Source organism: Streptomyces sp. NPDC057307 (assembly GCF_042667665.1).
Lineage (GTDB): Bacteria > Actinomycetota > Actinomycetes > Streptomycetales > Streptomycetaceae > Streptomyces.
This window is the reverse complement of record NZ_JBHUZM010000059.1, coordinates 1-18,050: the sequence shown is the minus strand read 5'-3', so window position 1 is coordinate 18,050 and position 18,050 is coordinate 1. Positions and strand designations below refer to the sequence as shown.

12 protein-coding genes are annotated in these 18,050 nt (G+C 71.6%); 7 read left to right on the top strand and 5 right to left on the bottom strand.

Features of this window, described 5'->3' with window-relative positions; genetic code table 11:
* Positions 1-163 precede the first annotated feature (163 nt).
* The 7 genes from ACFUN8_RS20670 (at position 164) to ACFUN8_RS20640 (ending at position 11,169) form a co-directional block, all read left to right on the top strand.
* A complete protein-coding gene (locus tag ACFUN8_RS20670) occupies positions 164-397 on the top strand; it encodes a DUF397 domain-containing protein (RefSeq protein WP_382565074.1) in 234 nt (77 codons plus the stop codon).
* A 519-nt stretch (positions 398-916) separates the two neighbouring features.
* Complete coding sequence (locus ACFUN8_RS20665; protein WP_383639473.1) at positions 917-4,366, top strand: SCO5717 family growth-regulating ATPase; 3,450 nt, start codon at positions 917-919, stop codon at positions 4,364-4,366.
* Positions 4,367-4,801: 435 nt separating this feature from the next.
* A complete protein-coding gene (locus tag ACFUN8_RS20660; protein WP_383639471.1) occupies positions 4,802-6,733 on the top strand; it encodes an ABC transporter substrate-binding protein in 1,932 nt (643 codons plus the stop codon).
* Positions 6,734-6,802: 69 nt separating this feature from the next.
* Positions 6,803-7,879: an ABC transporter permease gene (locus tag ACFUN8_RS20655; protein WP_383639468.1), complete on the top strand. Its 1,077-nt coding sequence runs from the start codon at positions 6,803-6,805 to the stop codon at positions 7,877-7,879.
* Complete coding sequence (locus ACFUN8_RS20650) at positions 7,876-8,925, top strand: ABC transporter permease (RefSeq protein ID WP_383639465.1); 1,050 nt, start codon at positions 7,876-7,878, stop codon at positions 8,923-8,925. Before ACFUN8_RS20655 ends, ACFUN8_RS20650 begins: the two co-directional genes overlap by 4 nt.
* Before the next feature lie 35 nt (positions 8,926-8,960).
* A complete protein-coding gene (locus tag ACFUN8_RS20645; protein WP_383639524.1) occupies positions 8,961-10,010 on the top strand; it encodes an ABC transporter ATP-binding protein in 1,050 nt (349 codons plus the stop codon).
* A 142-nt stretch (positions 10,011-10,152) separates the two neighbouring features.
* Positions 10,153-11,169: an ABC transporter ATP-binding protein gene (locus ACFUN8_RS20640; protein WP_383639462.1), complete on the top strand. Its 1,017-nt coding sequence runs from the start codon at positions 10,153-10,155 to the stop codon at positions 11,167-11,169.
* A gap of 66 nt (positions 11,170-11,235) precedes the next feature.
* Here ACFUN8_RS20640 and ACFUN8_RS20635 read toward each other — a convergent pair whose 3' ends face one another.
* The 5 genes from ACFUN8_RS20635 to ACFUN8_RS20615 form a co-directional block, all read right to left on the bottom strand.
* Complete coding sequence (locus ACFUN8_RS20635; RefSeq protein ID WP_383639459.1) at positions 11,236-12,189, bottom strand: bifunctional riboflavin kinase/FAD synthetase; 954 nt, start codon at positions 12,187-12,189, stop codon at positions 11,236-11,238.
* A gap of 43 nt (positions 12,190-12,232) precedes the next feature.
* Entirely contained in the window at positions 12,233-15,895 is a 3,663-nt protein-coding gene (locus tag ACFUN8_RS20630) for a trypsin-like peptidase domain-containing protein (protein ID WP_383639456.1), read from the bottom strand.
* Between the two features lie 183 nt (positions 15,896-16,078).
* On the bottom strand, positions 16,079-16,990 hold the full coding sequence (gene truB / locus ACFUN8_RS20625; RefSeq protein ID WP_383639453.1) for a tRNA pseudouridine(55) synthase TruB: 912 nt from the start codon (positions 16,988-16,990) through the stop codon (positions 16,079-16,081).
* Positions 16,987-17,532, bottom strand: coding sequence for a 30S ribosome-binding factor RbfA (gene rbfA, locus ACFUN8_RS20620; RefSeq protein ID WP_383639450.1), 546 nt, complete (start codon positions 17,530-17,532; stop codon positions 16,987-16,989). Before rbfA ends, truB begins: the two co-directional genes overlap by 4 nt.
* Before the next feature lie 78 nt (positions 17,533-17,610).
* Positions 17,611-17,904 carry a DUF503 domain-containing protein gene (locus ACFUN8_RS20615; protein WP_242574116.1) on the bottom strand — a complete coding sequence of 98 codons (294 nt, stop codon included), beginning with the start codon at positions 17,902-17,904 and terminating at the stop codon, positions 17,611-17,613.
* Positions 17,905-18,050 lie beyond the last annotated feature (146 nt).

Genomic DNA, 18,050 nt, shown 5'->3' with positions numbered 1-18,050 from the left:
GTACGGGGCGGGGTCCCCGGCAGGAGTGACAGGACGGGAATCCCCGGACCGGACGTGCCGGGCAGATCTAGGATCCGTGGGAGCACACGCCGGTGGGTTGTTTGTGTCCGCTCGTGCGTGGAGATCGTTCAACTCAGCCGCTGTGGAAGGGAAGGCCTGACCGATGGGGACCGCACAGGAGAAGGACGAGCTGTACGCCCTCGACATCTCTGGCGTCGAGTGGCTCAGCGCCCCGGGCACGAGCGAGGACGAGGAACGGGTCGAGATCGCGCATCTGCCCGGCGGGGCGGTGGCGATGCGGTCGTCCGTGGATCCCGACACCGTGCTGCGGTACACCGAGGCGGAGTGGCAGGCGTTCGTACTGGGCGCGCGCGACGGGGAGTTCGACATCCGGTAGAAGTCCGCGCCACAGGTCTGTGCGTGAGCCTGGGCTCTGTGCGTGAGCCTGGGCCGGAGAAGTACGCCGCCTCCTTAGGAAGAGACCGTACGGAGACGGCGGAAGCGGCAGAACCTTTCCGGTCCGGGCGTTCCCCGGACATGGCAGCCCGGACCGGACCACCTTCCGTGCCACCTTCCGGACCACTCTCCGGACGCCGATACCGGATTGTTGGGTCGCGCTCGGAGACGGAGCGAACGGACGGGCATTCATGCGCGGTTGTCATGATTCATCCCACCCTCTTCCCGGCCGTGTGCCGTACCCGAATCACCCGGCGGCAACGGGCGGCGCACGGGGCGGCGGTTGACGGGCGGGCGGGCCTGCCGGAGTGGCCTTGTGGACGATTAGGGTGGGTCAGGGCACGCGAGAACCCGTAAGCATGTCGGGAGCGTCCCAAGGGGTAGAGCCGGGCTGATCGACTGACAGCGGTCGCCCCCACCCAACAAGGCACAAGGGTGCTCGACCACACCAGGAGGCAAAGTGAACGGCGATCGGGACGAGATCCGTGGGGATTGGAACAACACTCCCGTCGATGATCAGTCCGACGCGGAGCCCGCCGAGATGACGGGTGAGTTCACCATCGACTACACCCCGCCGGCCTGGTACACGCAGAACGCCTCCGGGGACGCGTCCGACGGCGCGGGACAGAGTTCCACCCCTCCGCCGCCGCCTCCGAACGGGGCTCCGGTGGCCGTACCGGGGCTGCCCGCGGGAAGTGGGTACGAGCCGAACTGGCCGCACCGGCAGCCTCCGCCGTCGATCCCCGCGCAGAGTGCGCCCCTGTCGCCGTCCCTCGATCCGGTGCTGCCTCCGGCGCCTTCCGTGGCACCCTCTCCCGCCGCCTCTCCGACTGCCGACGCCGCCGCGTCGGAGCCGTTCGCGCAGCCCTTCGGTGCCGGTGATCTGGAGAGCGGGGCGACCATGCGCTTCTCTCCCGCCGCGCTGAAGCGCGAGATGGCGGAGATCGACGCCGCCAAGCAGGCGGCGCAGGCCGCCGAGAGCAACTCCGATACCGATACCGATGCCGACGGGGCCACTGACGGGGCCGGCGGGGCTGTCGGAGCTGGCGCGGCTGCCGACGGCGCTTCCGCCGGGTCCGCGGCGGAGGGCGAGCGGGACGGGGCGGGTGCCGGTGCTGATCTCGACCGTGACCTCGACCCCGACCCCGACCCCAACCGCAGTCCCGGGCTCGGGCTCGGTGAGGGAGACGGCGCGGACGACAAGGGCGAGGCCCGGGGTGGCGACGACGCGGACGGAGACCGGGCCGGGGGCCACCTGCCCGGATCTGCCGAGTCCGATGCCGACGAGCCCCTGAGGGGGCTGGCCTCGTCGACCGACTCCGGCTCCGACCCCGATTCCAACGCCGGCTCGCTGGGCGAGGCCGACGCCGGGGAGCCCGGGGAGCCCGAGGACTCCGCCGTAGTCGGAGCGGACATCACAGATCTTCCGGACGACTTCCGGGGCCGCCCCGTCGAGCCGACGGACGCCGTCGAAGAACCGGCCGACGCCCCGCCCACGGACGAGCCATCCGACGCCGCTCCCTCGCTGAGCGCTCCGGCGGCCCCGCCCGCGCCCGCGCCGCCGTGGGCACCGTCCCCCGCCGGTCCGGACTCCGGACTGCCCCCGCTGCCGCCCGCCTTCCAGCCGGCCGCACCGGCGCCCGCGCCGCAATGGCCCGCCGAGCGGTCCTCGACGCCCCAGCCGCCGTCGGTGTCGCAGGCCCAACAGCAGTCGCAGCCGCCCGCGATCTCGCCGTTCCACGCACCCGCGCAGCAGCAGAACCAGTTGCCCCCGGCCGCACCGGCGCAGCCCGGCCTGCCGCCCGAGGCCCCCTGGGCGACGCCCGCCGCACCGGCCACGCCCGCCACCCCGGCGACTCCTGCCGCGACGGCGCAGCAGAGTGGGTACGGATTCCCGCAACCCGGCCAGCCGGGACACCAGGGACAGCCGGGCGGACCCGCGCCCCTCAACGCCGGTCCCAACGCCCCGTACGCGCAGAGCGGTTACGGCTTCCCCCAGCCCGGCCAGCAAGGGCAACCGGGCCAGCCGGGGTACCAGGGCCCGCACCAGGGTTACGGGTTCCCCCAGCCGGGCCAGCCAGGACAGCCCAGTCAGCCGGGGCAGTCCGCCCAGCCCGCCCCGTACGCGCCCGTACAGCAGTCGCCGCAGGCGCCCCACATCCCGCAGACACCGCCCGCGCAGGCGCAGCAGCACCAGCCGGCCAACCTGCCGGCACCGGCATCGCCGGCGTCGCCGACGCCCAATCTGCCCGCTCAGCAGCAACAGCCGTACCAGCAGCAGCAACACCCTCAGGGCGCCGCGCCCGGCGGTGCACCCGGTGCGCCGCCGGCGGACCCGCGCTCCGGCGCGGGCTGGCCGACGGCGATGGCGCACGACCAACGCGAGCGTTCGGTACCGGGCGCGCCGCTCGGCTACACCGCCGCCGTCGAGCTGTCCTCGGACCGCCTTCTGCGCAACAACAAGCCGAAGGCCAAGAGCAGCCGCAACCCCTCCGGCGCCTCCCGCTTCAAGATCGGGGCGAAGAAGGAGGAGGCGGAGCGGCAGCGCAAGCTCGAACTGATCCGTACGCCGGTGCTCTCCTGCTACCGCATCGCGGTCATCAGCCTCAAGGGCGGCGTCGGCAAGACGACCACCACCACCGCCCTCGGCTCCACGCTGGCCACGGAGCGGCAGGACAAGATCCTCGCGATCGACGCCAACCCCGACGCCGGCACGCTCGGCCGCCGGGTGCGCCGTGAGACCGGCGCGACGATCCGGGACCTGGTGCAGGCGATCCCGTACCTCAACTCGTACATGGACATCCGCCGGTTCACCTCGCAGGCGCCGTCCGGCCTGGAGATCATCGCCAACGACGTCGATCCGGCGGTCTCCACGACGTTCAACGACGAGGACTACCGGCGCGCGATCGAGGTACTCGGCAAGCAGTACCCGATCATCCTCACCGACTCCGGCACCGGCCTCCTTTACAGCGCGATGCGTGGAGTGCTGGACCTGGCGGACCAGTTGATCATCATCTCGACCCCGTCGGTCGACGGTGCGAGCAGCGCGTCGACAACGCTGGACTGGTTGTCGGCCCACGGGTACGCGGATCTGGTGCAGCGCTCGATCACGGTCATCTCCGGCGTACGCGAGACCGGCAAGATGATCAAGGTCGACGACATCGTGCAGCACTTCCAGACGCGCTGCCGCGGCGTGGTCGTGGTGCCCTTCGACGAGCACCTGTCGGCGGGCGCCGAGGTCGATCTCGACATGATGCGGCCGAAGACCCGGGACGCGTACTTCAACCTGTCCGCGCTGATCGCTGAGGACTTCTCGCGCGCCCAGCAGCAGCAGGGGCTGTGGACGGCGGACGGCAATCCGCCGCCGCACCTCGCGCCTCCGATGCCGGGGCACCAGGGCCAGCAGCAGGGTCACCAGCCAGGACAGCCTCAGGGGCAGCCGCCGTACGGGCAGCCCGGCCAGCAGACGCCGGGCCAGCCTCCTTACGGACAGCCGCAGATGCCGGGGCAGTACGGGCACGGCCAGCCCCCCGGACAGGCGGCCGGCGGCGTCCCGGGGCAGCCGCAGACTCCGGGACAGCCGTACTACCCGCAGCAGCCCTATCCGCAACAGCAGGGCTGGCAGCAGTCGTTGCCATCCCAGGCGCAGTCGTCCGGCAGCCCGGCCGGGCTGCCGCCGGGTCAGTACCCCGGCCAGCAGTCGGGCGGGCACCCCGGCGCGCAGCCGCAGCACCAACCGCAGCCGCCGCACCAGCTCCCTGCGCAGCCGGGCCAGCCGGGCCAGCCCGGACAACCCGGTCAGCCGGGACAACCGGGCCAGGCGGGACAGCCGGAGTTGCAGGGTCCGGTTCCGCCGGCCGGCTGGCCGCCGCAGGAGCCCCCGCAGGCTCCGTCAGCGCCTCAACAGTAAGGCGACAGAGGTTTAGACCAATGAGGGTCCGCACCGTCTTCACGGTACGGACCCTCATTGCATTCCCGCAGCCCAGATGGGGTTTCGGCGCCCGTTGACGTGGCCCGACCAGCGCTGATAAACCTTCGCTTCACCAGTTGGTGAGCTGGAGTCAACCCAGCTGCCGCTGTCGGACGACGCGAGCAACCGATTCACGCCGCCGCTTCGAGTGACCGCTCGAACCGACGACAATCCCGACCACCCGCCCCCTTCCGCCCCGCTTCTCTCTCTTCTCCGTGTCACCCGGTTGCCTGTCTGCTTGTCTGTTGTTCTTCTCAGCTCTCAATCTCCGCTTCCATGCTTCTCTGTTTCTGATCCTGTCCCTCTGTCTCTCTGTCTCTCTGTCTCTCTGTTCTTCTGTTTCTCCGTGCGAGTGATGACGCGAGGTCACGACCCATGGTCACAAGGATTCCGCCGCGTACGACGCGGCAGCCCACCCGGCAACGCCCCCGATTCCGTCTCTTCCTGGCCTCCGGTGCCGCTGCCACTGCGATGGTGGCCGGTTCCGTGATCCCGCTGAGTCCGCTGCTGCCCGCGGCCCCGCAGGCACAGGCGGCCCCGAACGTCCTCAACGCCCCCCAGGCGCCCAAGGCCCCGGCGGCGGTCGCGGCGGCCGACGGCAAGAAGGTCCTCACGGTCGCCGTCGACCAGAGCATCGACTCGCTGAGCCCGTTCCTGGCGCAGACCCTGGTCGCGACCAGCGTCCACCGGCTGACGTACGAGTACCTGACCAACTACGACGCCAAGGACGCCCGCACCATCCCCGGCTTCGCCACCAAGTGGGCCTCGTCGCCGGACAAGTTGACGTGGACCTTCACCATCCGCGGCGACTCCAAGTGGTCCGACGGCAAGCAAGCCACCGCCGAGGACGCGGCCTGGACCTTCAACAAGATGATGACGGACCCGAACGCCGCCACGGCCAACGGCAGCTTCACGTCGAACTTCAAGAAGGTCACCGCCCCCGACGCCACGAAGCTCGTCATCGAGCTCAAGAAGCCGCAGGCCACGATGACGTCGCTGGACGTGCCGATCGTGCCCAAGCACGTCTGGGAGAAGGTCGACGACTTCTCCAAGTTCAACAACGACAAGAAGTTCCCGATCGTGGGCAACGGCCCCTACGTCATTGAGGACTTCAAGGTCGACCAGTACATCCGGCTGAAGCCGAACAAGGACTTCTGGCGCGGCGCCCCGAAGTTCGACGAGCTGGTCTTCAGGTACTACAAGGACAAGGACGCCGCGGTCGCCGCCCTCCAGAAGGGCGAGGTCTCGTTCGTCGCCGGCCTGACGCCGGCCCAGGCCGCCGCACTCGGCAACGCCGACAACATCAAGGTCAACGACGCCCCCGGACGCCGCTTCTTCGCACTCGCCACCAACCCGGGCGCGAAGGCGAAGGACGGCAAGACCTTCGGTAACGGCCACAAGGCGCTGCTCGACCCGGACGTCCGCAAGGCACTGTTCCACGCCGTCGACCGCAAGACGATCGTCGACAAGGTCTTCCAGGGCCACGCGGTGGAGGGGCAGGGCTACATCCCGCCGCGCTTCGACTCGTACTTCTGGCAGCCCTCGGACACTCAGACAATCGGCTACGACCCGGCGAAGGCCGCGGCGCTCCTCGACAAGGCGGGCTACAAGAAGAACGGCAGCGGCAAGCGCGTCGGCGAGGACGGCAAGCCACTCAACTTCCGCATCCTCTGCCACGCCACCGACCCGAACGACAAGGCCGTCGGCAAGTACCTCCAGGAGTGGTGGGGCGACCTCGGCATCGGTCTCAAGGTCGAGTGCCTGGACAACGTCTCCGACCCGTGGCTCGCGGGCAACTACGACCTCGCCTTCGACGGCTGGTCGGTCAACCCGGACCCGGACTTCGTCCTGTCGATCCACACCTGCGCCGCGCTCCCCGCCACCGCCGAGGACTCCGGCGCGACGGACAACTTCATCTGCGACAAGAAGTACGACGACCTGTACGCGAAGCAGTCGGTCGAGTACGACACCGCCAAGCGCACCGATCTCGTCAAGCAGATCCAGTCGCGCCTGTACGACACCGGGTACATGAACGTCATGGCCTACCCGAACGCCGTCGAGGCGTACCGTACGGACCAGATCAAGTCCATCACGACCATGCCTGAGGCCGCGGGCAACATCTGGGGCCAGGACGGTTACTGGAGCTGGTGGTCCGCCGTGCCGGCCGACGGGACCGGCGAGGCGAGTTCGGACAGCGGCTCGTCCACCGGCACGATGATCGGGATCGGCGCGGCCGTGGTGGTCGTGGCTGCACTCGGGCTCTTCTTCATGATGCGGCGCCGCTCCACCGCCGAGGACCGTGAGTAGCGCCGTGGGCACGTCTGTGAGCACGACCGCGAACAGGGGGTCCGGGAGGCTTCCCCGGAAAGACACCGTATGAGCACCGCAAGCACCCCCGGTGTGGTGCGGGACGTCGCGGACGACCCGGTGAAGACCGGGCCGTCCGGCGGCTCCCGCACCCGCGCCACGGGACACAGGACCGACTATCTGCTGTACGTGGCGGGCAAGTTGGGCGGCGCCGCCGTCTCGCTGTTCGCCGTCCTCGTCACCAGCTTCTTCCTGTTCCGGATCATTCCCGGCGACCCGGTGAAGGCCATGACCCATGGCAAGCCGACGTCGGTGGAGCAGATGGCCACGCTGCGCAGGCAGTTCGGCCTCGATCTGCCGATGTGGCAGCAGTTCACCGAGTACTGCGCGAAGGCGTTGACGGGCGACCTGGGGACCTCGTACCAGTTCCACGCCCCGGTCGGCGAGCTGATCACCGAGAAACTGCCCGCGACGCTGCTGCTGACGGGCGTCGCCGTGCTGATCTACTCGACGCTCGGGCTGTGGCTGGGTACGCGCTCCGCGTGGCACCACGGTGGCCTCGGCGACCGGATCAACACCGGTGTGGCGCTGACGCTCTGGTCCGTGCCGGCGTTCTGGCTGGGGCTGCTGCTGATCATCGTGTTCTCGGTGGGCATCGGTCCGATTCCGGGGATGTTCCCCAGCGGCGGGATGGAGTCGGGCAACGAGACCGGCTTCGCGCACGTGCTCGACGTGGCGCACCACATGGTGCTGCCGGTGGTGACGCTGGTGGCGGTCGGCTACGCGCAGACGCTGCTGGTGATGCGGTCCTCGCTGCTGGACGAGATGGGCAGCGACTATCTGACGACGGCGCGGGCGAAGGGGCTGCGGGACGATCTCGTACGGCGCAGGCATGCCGTGCCGAACGCGATGCTGCCGACGGTCACGATGATTTTCATCAACTTGGGCCACGTTGCCGCCGGTTCGATCCTCGTCGAGACGGTCTTCTCGTGGCCGGGCCTCGGCGGGCTGTTCTACCAGGCCCTGAGCGTGCCTGATCTGCCGGTCGTGCAGGGGCTGTTCGTGGTCTTCGCGGGAGCGATGATCCTGATGAACCTCCTGGCCGACCTGCTCTATCCGCTGCTCGATCCCCGGGTGGGCCGATGACTGCCGACAAGACGCCGCCGAACCCGTCGGAGCCCGCGGAGCCCGCGGCGGATACGACGAAATCGCCGACGGGACCGCCGGAGACGACGGGCGCCGCAGATACCGCGGGTGGTGCGGGTGGCGCGGCGACGACCGACGCCGCACCGGCGCCGTCCGCCTCGTCCTCGTCGCTCGCGTGGGCGCGCCGCCGCAGCTCCGTGTCCCGCTTCTGGCGCCAGTACCGTACGCATCGAGCCGGCCTCGTCGGTCTCGCCGGCCTCGCGGTCATCGCGCTGATCGCGCTGACGTCGCCGCTGTTCATCGGCGGCGACGTGCAGAGCGTCACCGACGCACCGGGGACGGCGCTGGAGAGCCCGAGTGGTGAGTTCCCGCTCGGCACGGACCAGTTCGGCCGGTCGCTGCTCGGTCTGCTGATCTGGGGCGCCCGGATCTCCCTGGTCGTCGGGCTGCTCGCCGCCGCGCTGTCGGTGGCCATCGGCACGCTCGTGGGCATCGTGGCCGGGCACTTCGGCGGCTGGTTCGCGACGGTGGTCATGCGGATCACCGACTGGTTCCTGGTGATGCCCGCGCTCGTGCTGGCGATCGTGCTGGCGACGGTGATGTCGCGCAGTATCTGGACGGTGATCCTGGCGATCGGGGTGACCTCGTGGCCGACGACGGCGCGCCTGGTGCGCGCGCAGACCATCGCCGTCGAGTCGCGGCCGTACATCGAACGGGCCCGGGCGCTCGGCGGCGGACACAGTCACGTCATGACCCGCCATGTACTGCCCAACGTGATGCCGCTGGTTCTCGCCCAGACGACGCTGGGAATCTCCACGGCGATCCTGACGGAGGCGACGCTCGCGTTCCTCGGGCTCGGCGACCCGTCGGTCGTCTCCTGGGGCGGCATGCTCCAGGACGCCCGGGAGGCGGGCGCCGTCTCGTCGGGACACTGGTGGTATCTGGCGCCGCCCGGTATCGCGATCGCGCTCGTCGCGCTCGCCTTCACGCTCTGCGGCCGCGCGATCGAGGCCGTGCTCAACCCGAAGCTTGGGGTGTCCCGTTGACCGATACATCGAAGGCAGGAACCGGGAAGGCAGGAATCGGGAAGGCGGAGGCCGAGGAGGCATCGCCCTCGAAGCCGGCGTCGAGCCTGCTGGAGATCAAGGATCTGCGGGTCACGTACGGTACGGGGCCCTCCGCCGTCCCCGCCGTACGGGGCGTCGACCTCGTCCTCGAATCGGGCCGCAAGCTCGGCATCGCGGGCGAGTCCGGCTGCGGCAAGTCCACCCTGGCGCTCGCCCTGCTCCGGCTGCTGCCCGCCTCCGCGACGCTGACGGGGCAGGTGCTGCTCGACGGTGAGGACGTACTCACCATGAAGTGGGGCAGGCTGCGCGCCGTGCGCTGGGCCGGGGCCTCGATCGTGTTCCAAGGCGCCATGCACTCGCTCAACGCCGTGCACCGGATCGGCGACCAGATCGCCGAACCGGTACTGCTGCACCGCGGCGCGACGCCCGCCGCCGCGCGCAGACGCACCGTGGAACTGCTGGAACAGGTCGGGCTGCCCGCCTCTCGCGCCGACGCCTATCCGCACGAGCTGTCCGGCGGGCAGCGGCAGCGTGTGATGATCGCGATGGCGCTGGCCTGTGATCCGCGGCTCATCGTCGCGGACGAGCCGACGACGGCGCTCGACGTGATGATCCAGGCCCAAATCCTGCGACTTATCGAGCAGTTGGTCGCCGAGCAGGACATCAGCCTGCTGATGATCAGCCACGACCTGGCGGTGCTCTCCGACACCTGTGACCGGCTCGCCGTGATGTACGCGGGCCGGATCGTCGAGGAGGGGCCGGCGAAGTCGGTGTACGACGCCGCCGAGCACCCGTACAGCCGCGCGCTCTCCGCGGCGTTCCCCCGGGTCGGGGACCTCGCCTCGCGGCGTGCCCCGCGCGGGCTGCCGGGCGACCCGCCGGATCCCTCGGCGCTGCCCTCGGGCTGTACGTTCCATCCGCGCTGCCCCGTCGCGGTGGACGAGTGCGCGCGGGAGGACCAGCCGCTGCGGGACGCGGGGCCGGGCCGACGAGCGGCGTGCGTGCACGTCGGCGCGGCGGTACCGGTGCAGCCGTCGGCGACACCCGCGGAACAGCTCCCATGACGTCCTCACGCCCCGACGGCCGCCCCGTACGGGGCGCTGGTGCCGGGCGCCCGCGGCCGGCACAGTCGGCGGCACGGCCGACGCCGGGCCCGCACCGTCTCGCTCGTACGGCCGCCGGGCGGCCACCCCTCAGGAGCCAGTCATGACCACCACGCCCTCGCCCCTGCTCTCGGCCACGGGGCTGCACGTCACGTTCCCTGGGCGGCGCGGCGCCCCGGCGGCGCGGGCCGTCGACGGCGTCGACCTGGACATCGGTGGCGGCGAGATCGTCGCCCTGGTCGGCGAATCGGGCTGCGGCAAGACCACGCTCGCGCGGACGCTGCTCGGCCTGGTGCCGCCGACGACGGGCGGCATCACCTTCGGCGGCGTTCCTCTCGGCTACCGGTCGGCCGCCCTCAAGGCGTACCGCAGGCGCGTCCAGTTGGTGCTCCAGGACCCGAGCGGCTCGCTCAACCCACGGCACACGGTGTACGACGCGGTGGCCGAGGGCCTGCGCATCCACCGGTACAAGGGCAATGAACGTGAAGCCGTCGCCGAGGCGCTGTCCCGCGCCGGACTCCGGCCGCCGGAGAGGTTCTTCCTGCGCTATCCGCACGAGCTGTCGGGCGGCCAGCGTCAGCGCGTCGTCATCGCGGGGGCACTGGTCCTCAAGCCCGAGCTGATCGTCGCCGACGAGCCCGTGGCGTCGCTGGACGCCTCCGTACGGGGCGAGATCCTGGCGCTGCTGCTGTCGCTCCGCGACGAACTCGGCCTGTCCGCACTGGTCGTGACGCACGACCTCGGGCTCGCCTGGAACATCGCCGACCGGGTGGCAGTGATGTATCTGGGCCGGATCGTCGAGACGGGGCCGGTCGAGCAGGTGCTGACATCGCCTCAACATCCATATACGCAGGCGCTGTTGTCCGTCCTGCCGGAGTCGGGAGCCGAACCGGTCGTCCTGGCGGGCGAACCGCCGGACCCGTCGCGCATCCCGGGCGGCTGCCGCTTCCACGCGCGGTGCCAGATCCTCGCCTCGGGCGAGGCGGAACGCTCCGGTGTCGCCACCAGGTGCCGCACCGAGGCCCTGCCGATACTGACGGGCGGCGACACCACCCAGGTCGCCTGCCACTGGGCCGCGGCTGCCGCCACAGCCGGCACGGAGGGCGAGAAAGTCCTCTGAAGCCGCACGGTTCGCATCCCCAACTCGGGCATACGGTGCCCGTAGTTGGGGCTTCGGCCGGTCTCGTCAGCGTGCGTCGTACGCGGCGATGAGGCCGCTCGACCGCTTCACATCGTCGGCGATGGCTTCGAGCAGGGACTCGATGGAGTCGAACGTCCGCTGGGGCCGCACATAGGACAGGAAGTCCACGGCGACGTGGAGCCCGTACAGGTCGAGCCCCACACGGTCGATGGCGTACGCCTCGACGGTCTGCTCGGTCCCGTTGAACTGTGGGTTCGTACCGACCGAGATCGCCGCCGGCATCCGCTCGCCGTCGGCGGTCAGCCAGCCCGCGTACACACCGTCCGCCGGGATCGCCGTGTGCGGCAGGGTCTCCACATTGGCCGTCGGGTAGCCGAGCTCACGTCCGCGCTGCGCGCCGCGCACCACCACGCCCTCGACCCGGTGCGGCCTGCCCAGGATCTCGGCCGCGCCCGCGACGTCGCCCTCGGCGATCAGCCGCCGGGTCAGGGTCGACGAGAAGGGCTCACCGCCGCCCGCCGCACCGGTCACATACAGGTCGACAACCTCGACCTCGTAGTCGTACGTCGCACCCAGCTCGGCCAGGAAGTCGACGTTGCCGGCCGCCCGATGGCCGAAGCGGAAGTTCGGCCCCTCGATGACGGCGCTCGCGTGCAACTTGTCGACCAGCACCTTCACGATGAACTCGGCGGGCGACAGCTTCGAGAACTCCGCCGTGAACGGCAGGACGAGCACCGCGTCCACACCCAGCCCGGCCATCAGCTCGCCCCGCCGGTGGTGCGGCGCGAGCAGCGGCGGATGGGTGCCCGGCCTGACGACCTCGCTCGGGTGCGGGTCGAACGTCACGACCACCGAGGGAACTCCCAGCTCCCGCGCCCGCTCAACGGTGCGCCCGATGATCAGCTGGTGGCCGCGGTGCACGCCGTCGTAGGAGCCGATGGTGACGACGCTGCGTCCCCAGTCCTGGGGGATGTCCTCCAAGCCGCGCCAGCGCTGCACTGTGACCGCTCTCCTCGCCCGAACCCGTGTACGTGAATGCCTCTTACGCAGGTCTAAGACTGCCATGCCCGTGGCTTTTGACCCGCATCGGCATCGGGGTACCGAGCGACATGACGGACTTGCGGGCGCTCGGCCCGACGACCGTCGCCCACTGCCGCGGGTCCTCGGTCAGCCACGCGGCGACGAGTGCCGCGAATCCCGGCATCTCACGGGCGAGACCCACCAGGCGTCGGTCGAAACGCGTGGCCCCGTCGGGGGTCCGGACCGACAGGAGTCCGGTGCGGTGGACGAGGTCGCGCGTGGCGGCCTCGGCGCGGTCGGTCGCCCCGGCGGCGGCGGCGCGCAGCAGGGCGTCCAGCACCGGCGTCTCCTGCCGCGCCCCGTGGCCGCGCGCGTCGGGGTCGTGGCGGCGCTCGTACGCCAGGAGTACGTCGAGCAGCTCGGCCCGCAGCAGGCACGAGGCACCGGTGTCGGTGTCGGCCGCCGCGAGCACAGGTGCCAGCGCCGCGCGCACCTCGACGGGGCGGTGCAGGATCAGCCCCGTCACCAGCGGCAGGAGCGCCGCCCTGGCGGCCGGCCCGTGCTCCAGTCGGCGCTCGACGAACCGGGCGGCGTGTTCGGCCGCTCCAGGCATTCGGGCGACGTACTCGCTCACAAGTGCCGCGGCGTGGTGGGTGAGTTGGGGCTCTCGGAGTTCGGCGAGGGCCGTCAGCGGATCGGTCGGGTCGGCCGCTGGGTTGTGCAGCCGCGTACGGAAGGCCGCGAGGACGGGCTCACGGTGCGTGCCGAGCGCTTCGGCGAGTGCGTTCGCCGGCGGCCCGGCGTCGCCCCGTACGAAGGCGGCGACGGCCCGGTCCAGATGGTGTGAGCGGGTCGCCGGGGCCCGCACGAGAAGGCCGAGCGCCGCACCGTGCGTACGGGCGTCGGCGAGCAGGGCCAGGGCGGTACGGCGCAGCAGTTCGCGGTCGGCGGTGCCGGTGACATGGTGGGCGGTCACCGGTGCGTGAACGGCGGCCGCCGTACGCCGCTCGGGGCACCCGTCGTGCGCCCAGCGGTGCACGGCGCGGCAGAGCGCCGACGGCTCGTCCTCGGCCAGGGCGGTGAGCAATTCGTCGGCGCGGGGATGAGCGGCGGCGACGAGCGCCTCGGTGAGGTCGTCGACGGCGAGGTAACGCCGCGAGTGCAGCAGAGCCTGCGCCGCGGTGGCGACGGTGGGGTGTACGGGCGCGTCGGGCCCCGTGGGCAGCGGGCGTTCGTCGGTGAACCAGCGGCACAGCAGTGGCTGTACGGCCCTGGGGTCGGCGTCCAGCAGGTCGGCCGCGACGTCCAGGTACCGCGAGCGGCGGGCACCCGGCGCCCCGGGCGCCCCGTCGGCGGGCAGCAGGAGCCTCAGAAGATCGGTGCGCGCGGCCTCGTCCACGCGCAGCTGCGTCCAGAACCAGGGGCCGAACTCGGCGAGCCCACCGAGACGGTGCGGCCCTCCCTCCCGCACGGAGCGCCGAGTGATCTGTACGGCGAGGCGCCTCAGGACGGGGAGGTACGGCTCCGTGTCGGGCACGCGCAGCAGCACCTCCCCGAGTAGGTGCGCGCCCCACCAACGGGCTTCGACCAGCCGTGCGCCGCCGGGGCCGTTGGCCGGTCCGTCGCCGAGGCGGTCCAAGGCGTCGATCAGGCCGTCCAGTCGGAGTCCCAGTGCGACGGGGCCGGAATCGCGGCCGAGGAGCAGCAGAGCGTGCACGACGGGGCCGATGCGGTGTGTCGGGATCGACGGGGCGGCGCGCCGTACGGGGCCGCGTGGTCCGTCAGGCCGTACGCCGTTGTGCCGCGCCGTCGACGCCGGGGTGCGCTGCGCGGGGACGGTCGGGCCGTCCGCCGGGCAGGCTTGGTGGACCAGGACGTGCAGGGCGCCGTCGACATCGAGGTGTGTGCCCTGGAGCCAGTCACCGAGTTCCTCGTGGGCGAAGCGGTATCCGTGGCCGGCCGGGACCAGCAGGCCCTCGGCGAGCACGGCAGCGGCCCAGCCCGTACTCCGCGGGAAGATCGCGTCGAACGCGACGCGGTCCAACTCGCCCCGTCCGGGGCCGAGGCAGTGCCGCGCCGCCTCGTGCGCCTGCCGCGCCACCCTCATGGCCAGCCTCCCGACAGCCGCGCCGTCGAGCCCGGCCACGGTCCCCGCGGCGAGCCGTTCCGCGATCCGCAGACACGTCAGGTCCAGATGCGCGGTGAAGAGGTCCGCCCGGTCGGGCCGCCCCGGTACGTCGCCACCCAGCGCCTCGCGCAGCTCCCCCATCAGTCGGAGCGACAGGGGGTGAACGGCCTCTACGTCGGCGAGGGCCCCGTCGGGGATTGCGTACAGCTCGCGAGCACGTTCCGCCTCGGCCGGCCGCAGGTCGCCGAGGCGTACGGCGGGAGGCAACCGGCGCGCGGCGCGGGCCGGACGGTGCAGTACGTCCGGCGGCCAGAGCGCCCCCGCCCGCTCCCAGAACTCGGGGCGGCAGGCGACGACGAGCTTGACGCCCTCGTCACGGAGCCAGTCGACGGTGCGCGCAGTCCAGTCGGGCAGCGCGTGGGCCAACTGGGGCGGCATCTCCTCCGGTCCGTCGAGCAGGACGAGCAGCGGTCGCCCCGCGCCCCGTGCTGCCCTCGCGGCCTCTTCGGGCGTCGCCGACGCCGCGTGCGTCGGCTCCCCGGAGGTGATGACGGTGCGGGCCCCTGCGCGCAGCGCACGGGCCAGGGCGTCGGCGAGAGACGCGTCGTCGGCGCGCAGATCGGCGCCGCGCAGCCGGACGGTGGGGGCGGGGGCCGCCCCGTGGGCGCGTCGGTGGGCGAGGGCGGCGAGTTCCGTCGTACGGCCGGTGCCTGGGTCGCCCACCAGGCCCAGGACGAGCGCGCCGGAAGCCGTGGCGCCGTGGGCCGGCGCATCCGCGAAGGCGGTCAACTCGCGCGACATGTTCGCCCGTTGAACGAGCCTCGGCCCGTCAACCGCCCCCCCGCCCCCGCCCCTTCCCCCTACTCCTGCCTCTGCCCCGTCCCTGGCCGCCGCCGTGAGTCGCAGCACGCCGGCGAGGTTGAGGTCGTGTCCGTAGCCGGGAACGGTGGCCTCGTTCAGACGGAGCAGCGCCGCCAGCGGACCCGCCGGATCCGCCGCGGCGGCTGCCCCCACTGAGAGGGCGAGTCCTGCGGCACGGTGCTCCGTGTGCAGCGCCGTACCGATGACGCCCAGTACGGCGCCCGTCGCGGCGTCCAGCACCGGCCCACCCGTGGCCTCGCCGCCCAGCCGCAAGGCGTCGCTGCCACCCGTGCCGATCGCCAACTCCAGCACCGTGTCCAGGAAATGGAAGCGATCGGTCGCCGTGTACGTCGCCGGAACAGCGCCCAGCACGCGCGCCTGACGCCACCCGTGGGCGGCGATCCGTACGTATGTCCCGGCCTCGGGGCTGTCCCTGCGGGAGATCGGCAGCGGTCGCACGTCGAGACCCTCGGTGCGCACGAGCGCCAGCCCCACCTCCGGCAGCGGAACGATTGCGTCGGCGTCGGCCAGACAGGTCCGCTCCCCCGGCACGTGCAGGACCAGCCGTACAAGACCGTCCACGGCCTCGTGGCTGGTGACGACCGTCCCCACGGCGTCGGCGACAAAGCCGGTCCCGCGGGGCCTGCCCGCCAGATCACAGATCCGCACCAGCGTCGCCCGGTCCCCGCTACCCATGGCTGAGACGGTAGGCGGATGTTGATCAGCCGGAGAAGGACGCGAGCCGAGGCGCCCCCAGTGCACCCTCCGTTCACTTCGAGCGCCCGCCCGATGGGGTGAATCCATGACGCGAGGGCGGCCCGTACTCAAACCTCGGGCTCCCTCCGACAACCACCGGACAGATGACCGATCAGTATTCGATCAGCCGAAGACGGCCAGACTCTTCGCCTTGCCGCCCTGCTCCTCCACCAGCGCCAGGAACCGCCCGTCGGGCCCGAACGCGGCCACGGGGCCGGCCACCGCCCCGTCCCGGCGCGCGGGCATGTCCAGCCGTACGCCGTTGAGCAGCAGCTTCGCCCGCTTCTCGTCCACGTCCCAGCGCGGAAAGGCCGTCGCGGCGGCGTCGGCGACCGGCATGACCGTCAGCTTCTCCTGGTGCTGGTCGAGCGTCCTGGCCTCGTCGAGGCCGTACGGACCGACCCGCGTCCGGCGCAGCGCCGTGAGATGCCCCCCGACGCCGAGTCCCGCGCCGAGGTCGCGTGCGAGGGCGCGGATGTACGTACCGGAGGAGCAGACGACCGACACGACCAGGTCGACCACGGGCGTACCGTCCTCGGCGACGTCGGCGCGCATGTCGTACACCTGGAACGACGAGACGGTCACCGGCCGGGCCGGGATCTCGAACTCCTCGCCGCCCCGTACGCGCGCGTACGACCGCTTCCCGTCGATCTTGATGGCACTGACCTTGGACGGCACCTGCATGATCGCGCCGCTGAGGGCGGCGACCCCGGCGTCGATGCCCTCGCGGGTGACGCCGGACGCGTCGGTGGACGAGGTGGTCTCGCCCTCGGCGTCGTCGGTGACGGTGTCCTGTCCCAGCCGGATGGTGCCGAGGTACTCCTTCTCGGTCAGGGCGAGGTGCCCCAGCAGTTTGGTGGCCCGCTCCACGCCGAGGACGAGCACGCCCGTCGCCATGGGGTCGAGCGTGCCGGCGTGGCCGACGCGGCGGGTCTTGGCGATGCCGCGCATCTTTGCCACGACGTCGTGCGAAGTGAAGCCCGACGGCTTGTCCACGATGACAAGGCCGTCGGGCGTGGGGAGTTGCTGTGTCATTTAGCGGCGGCGCCGTCCGTGTCGTCGTCGCCGCGGTCGGCCTCACCGGAGGCGGCGGCCGCGGGCCCGTCGGCCACAGCTCCCGCCCCGGCCTCGCCGTCGGCGTCCTCCTCGTAGCCTTCGTCACCGGGCTTGCGGTAAGGGTCGGCCTCGCCCGCGTAGGTCTTACCGGTCGACACCTCACGCACCTCGGCGTCCTTGGCGCGAGCCTTGTCGAGGAGATCCTCTATGGTGCGGGCGTTGTCGGGCAGGGCGTCCGGGACGAACGCCAACGTCGGCGTGAACCGGACGCCGGTCTGACGTCCCACCTCGGAGCGGAGCACGCCCTTGGCGCTCTCCAGGGCGGCGGCGGACGCCGCGCGCTCCTCGTCGTCGCCGTAGACCGTGTAGAAGACCGTGGCCTCCCGCAGGTCGCCGGTGACCCGGGCGTCCGTGATGGTCACGAAGCCCAGCCGCGGATCCTTGATACGCCGGTCCAGGGTCTCCGCGACCACGACCTGGATGCGGTCGGCCAGCTTGCGGGCCCGCGCGTTGTCGGTCACCGGTCCGTCACTCTTCCTTCTGGGTTCTTGTCTGCTGCTCTTGCTGCGGCGACCGTCGCCTGCCCGGGTCCGGGCGGCTCAGTCGTCGTCTCCGTGCAGCCGCCGTCGTACCGACAGCAACTCCACCTCCGGACGGCCGGCGACCATGCGCTCGCACCGGTCCAGAACGTCCCTCAGATGCGCCGTGTCCCCGGACACCACCGCCAGACCGATCTCGGCCCTGCGATGAAGATCCTGGTCGCCGGTCTCCGCCACACTCACCGCGAACTTCCGCTGGAGTTCGGCGACGATCGGCCGGACGATGGAGCGTTTCTCCTTCAGCGACCGTACGTCGCCGAGGAGCAGATCGAAGGACAGTGTCCCCACATACATGTGTATCCGGATGTCCCGCCGGTACGGGTTCGGGCCCGCCAGCGCTTGGCAGGGGCACACAAACCGTACACGGAACGGCCGGGGCCGATCGACGGATTAAGCACCGTCGACCGGCCCCGGACCGCCGATGCCGCCCGAGCAGGACC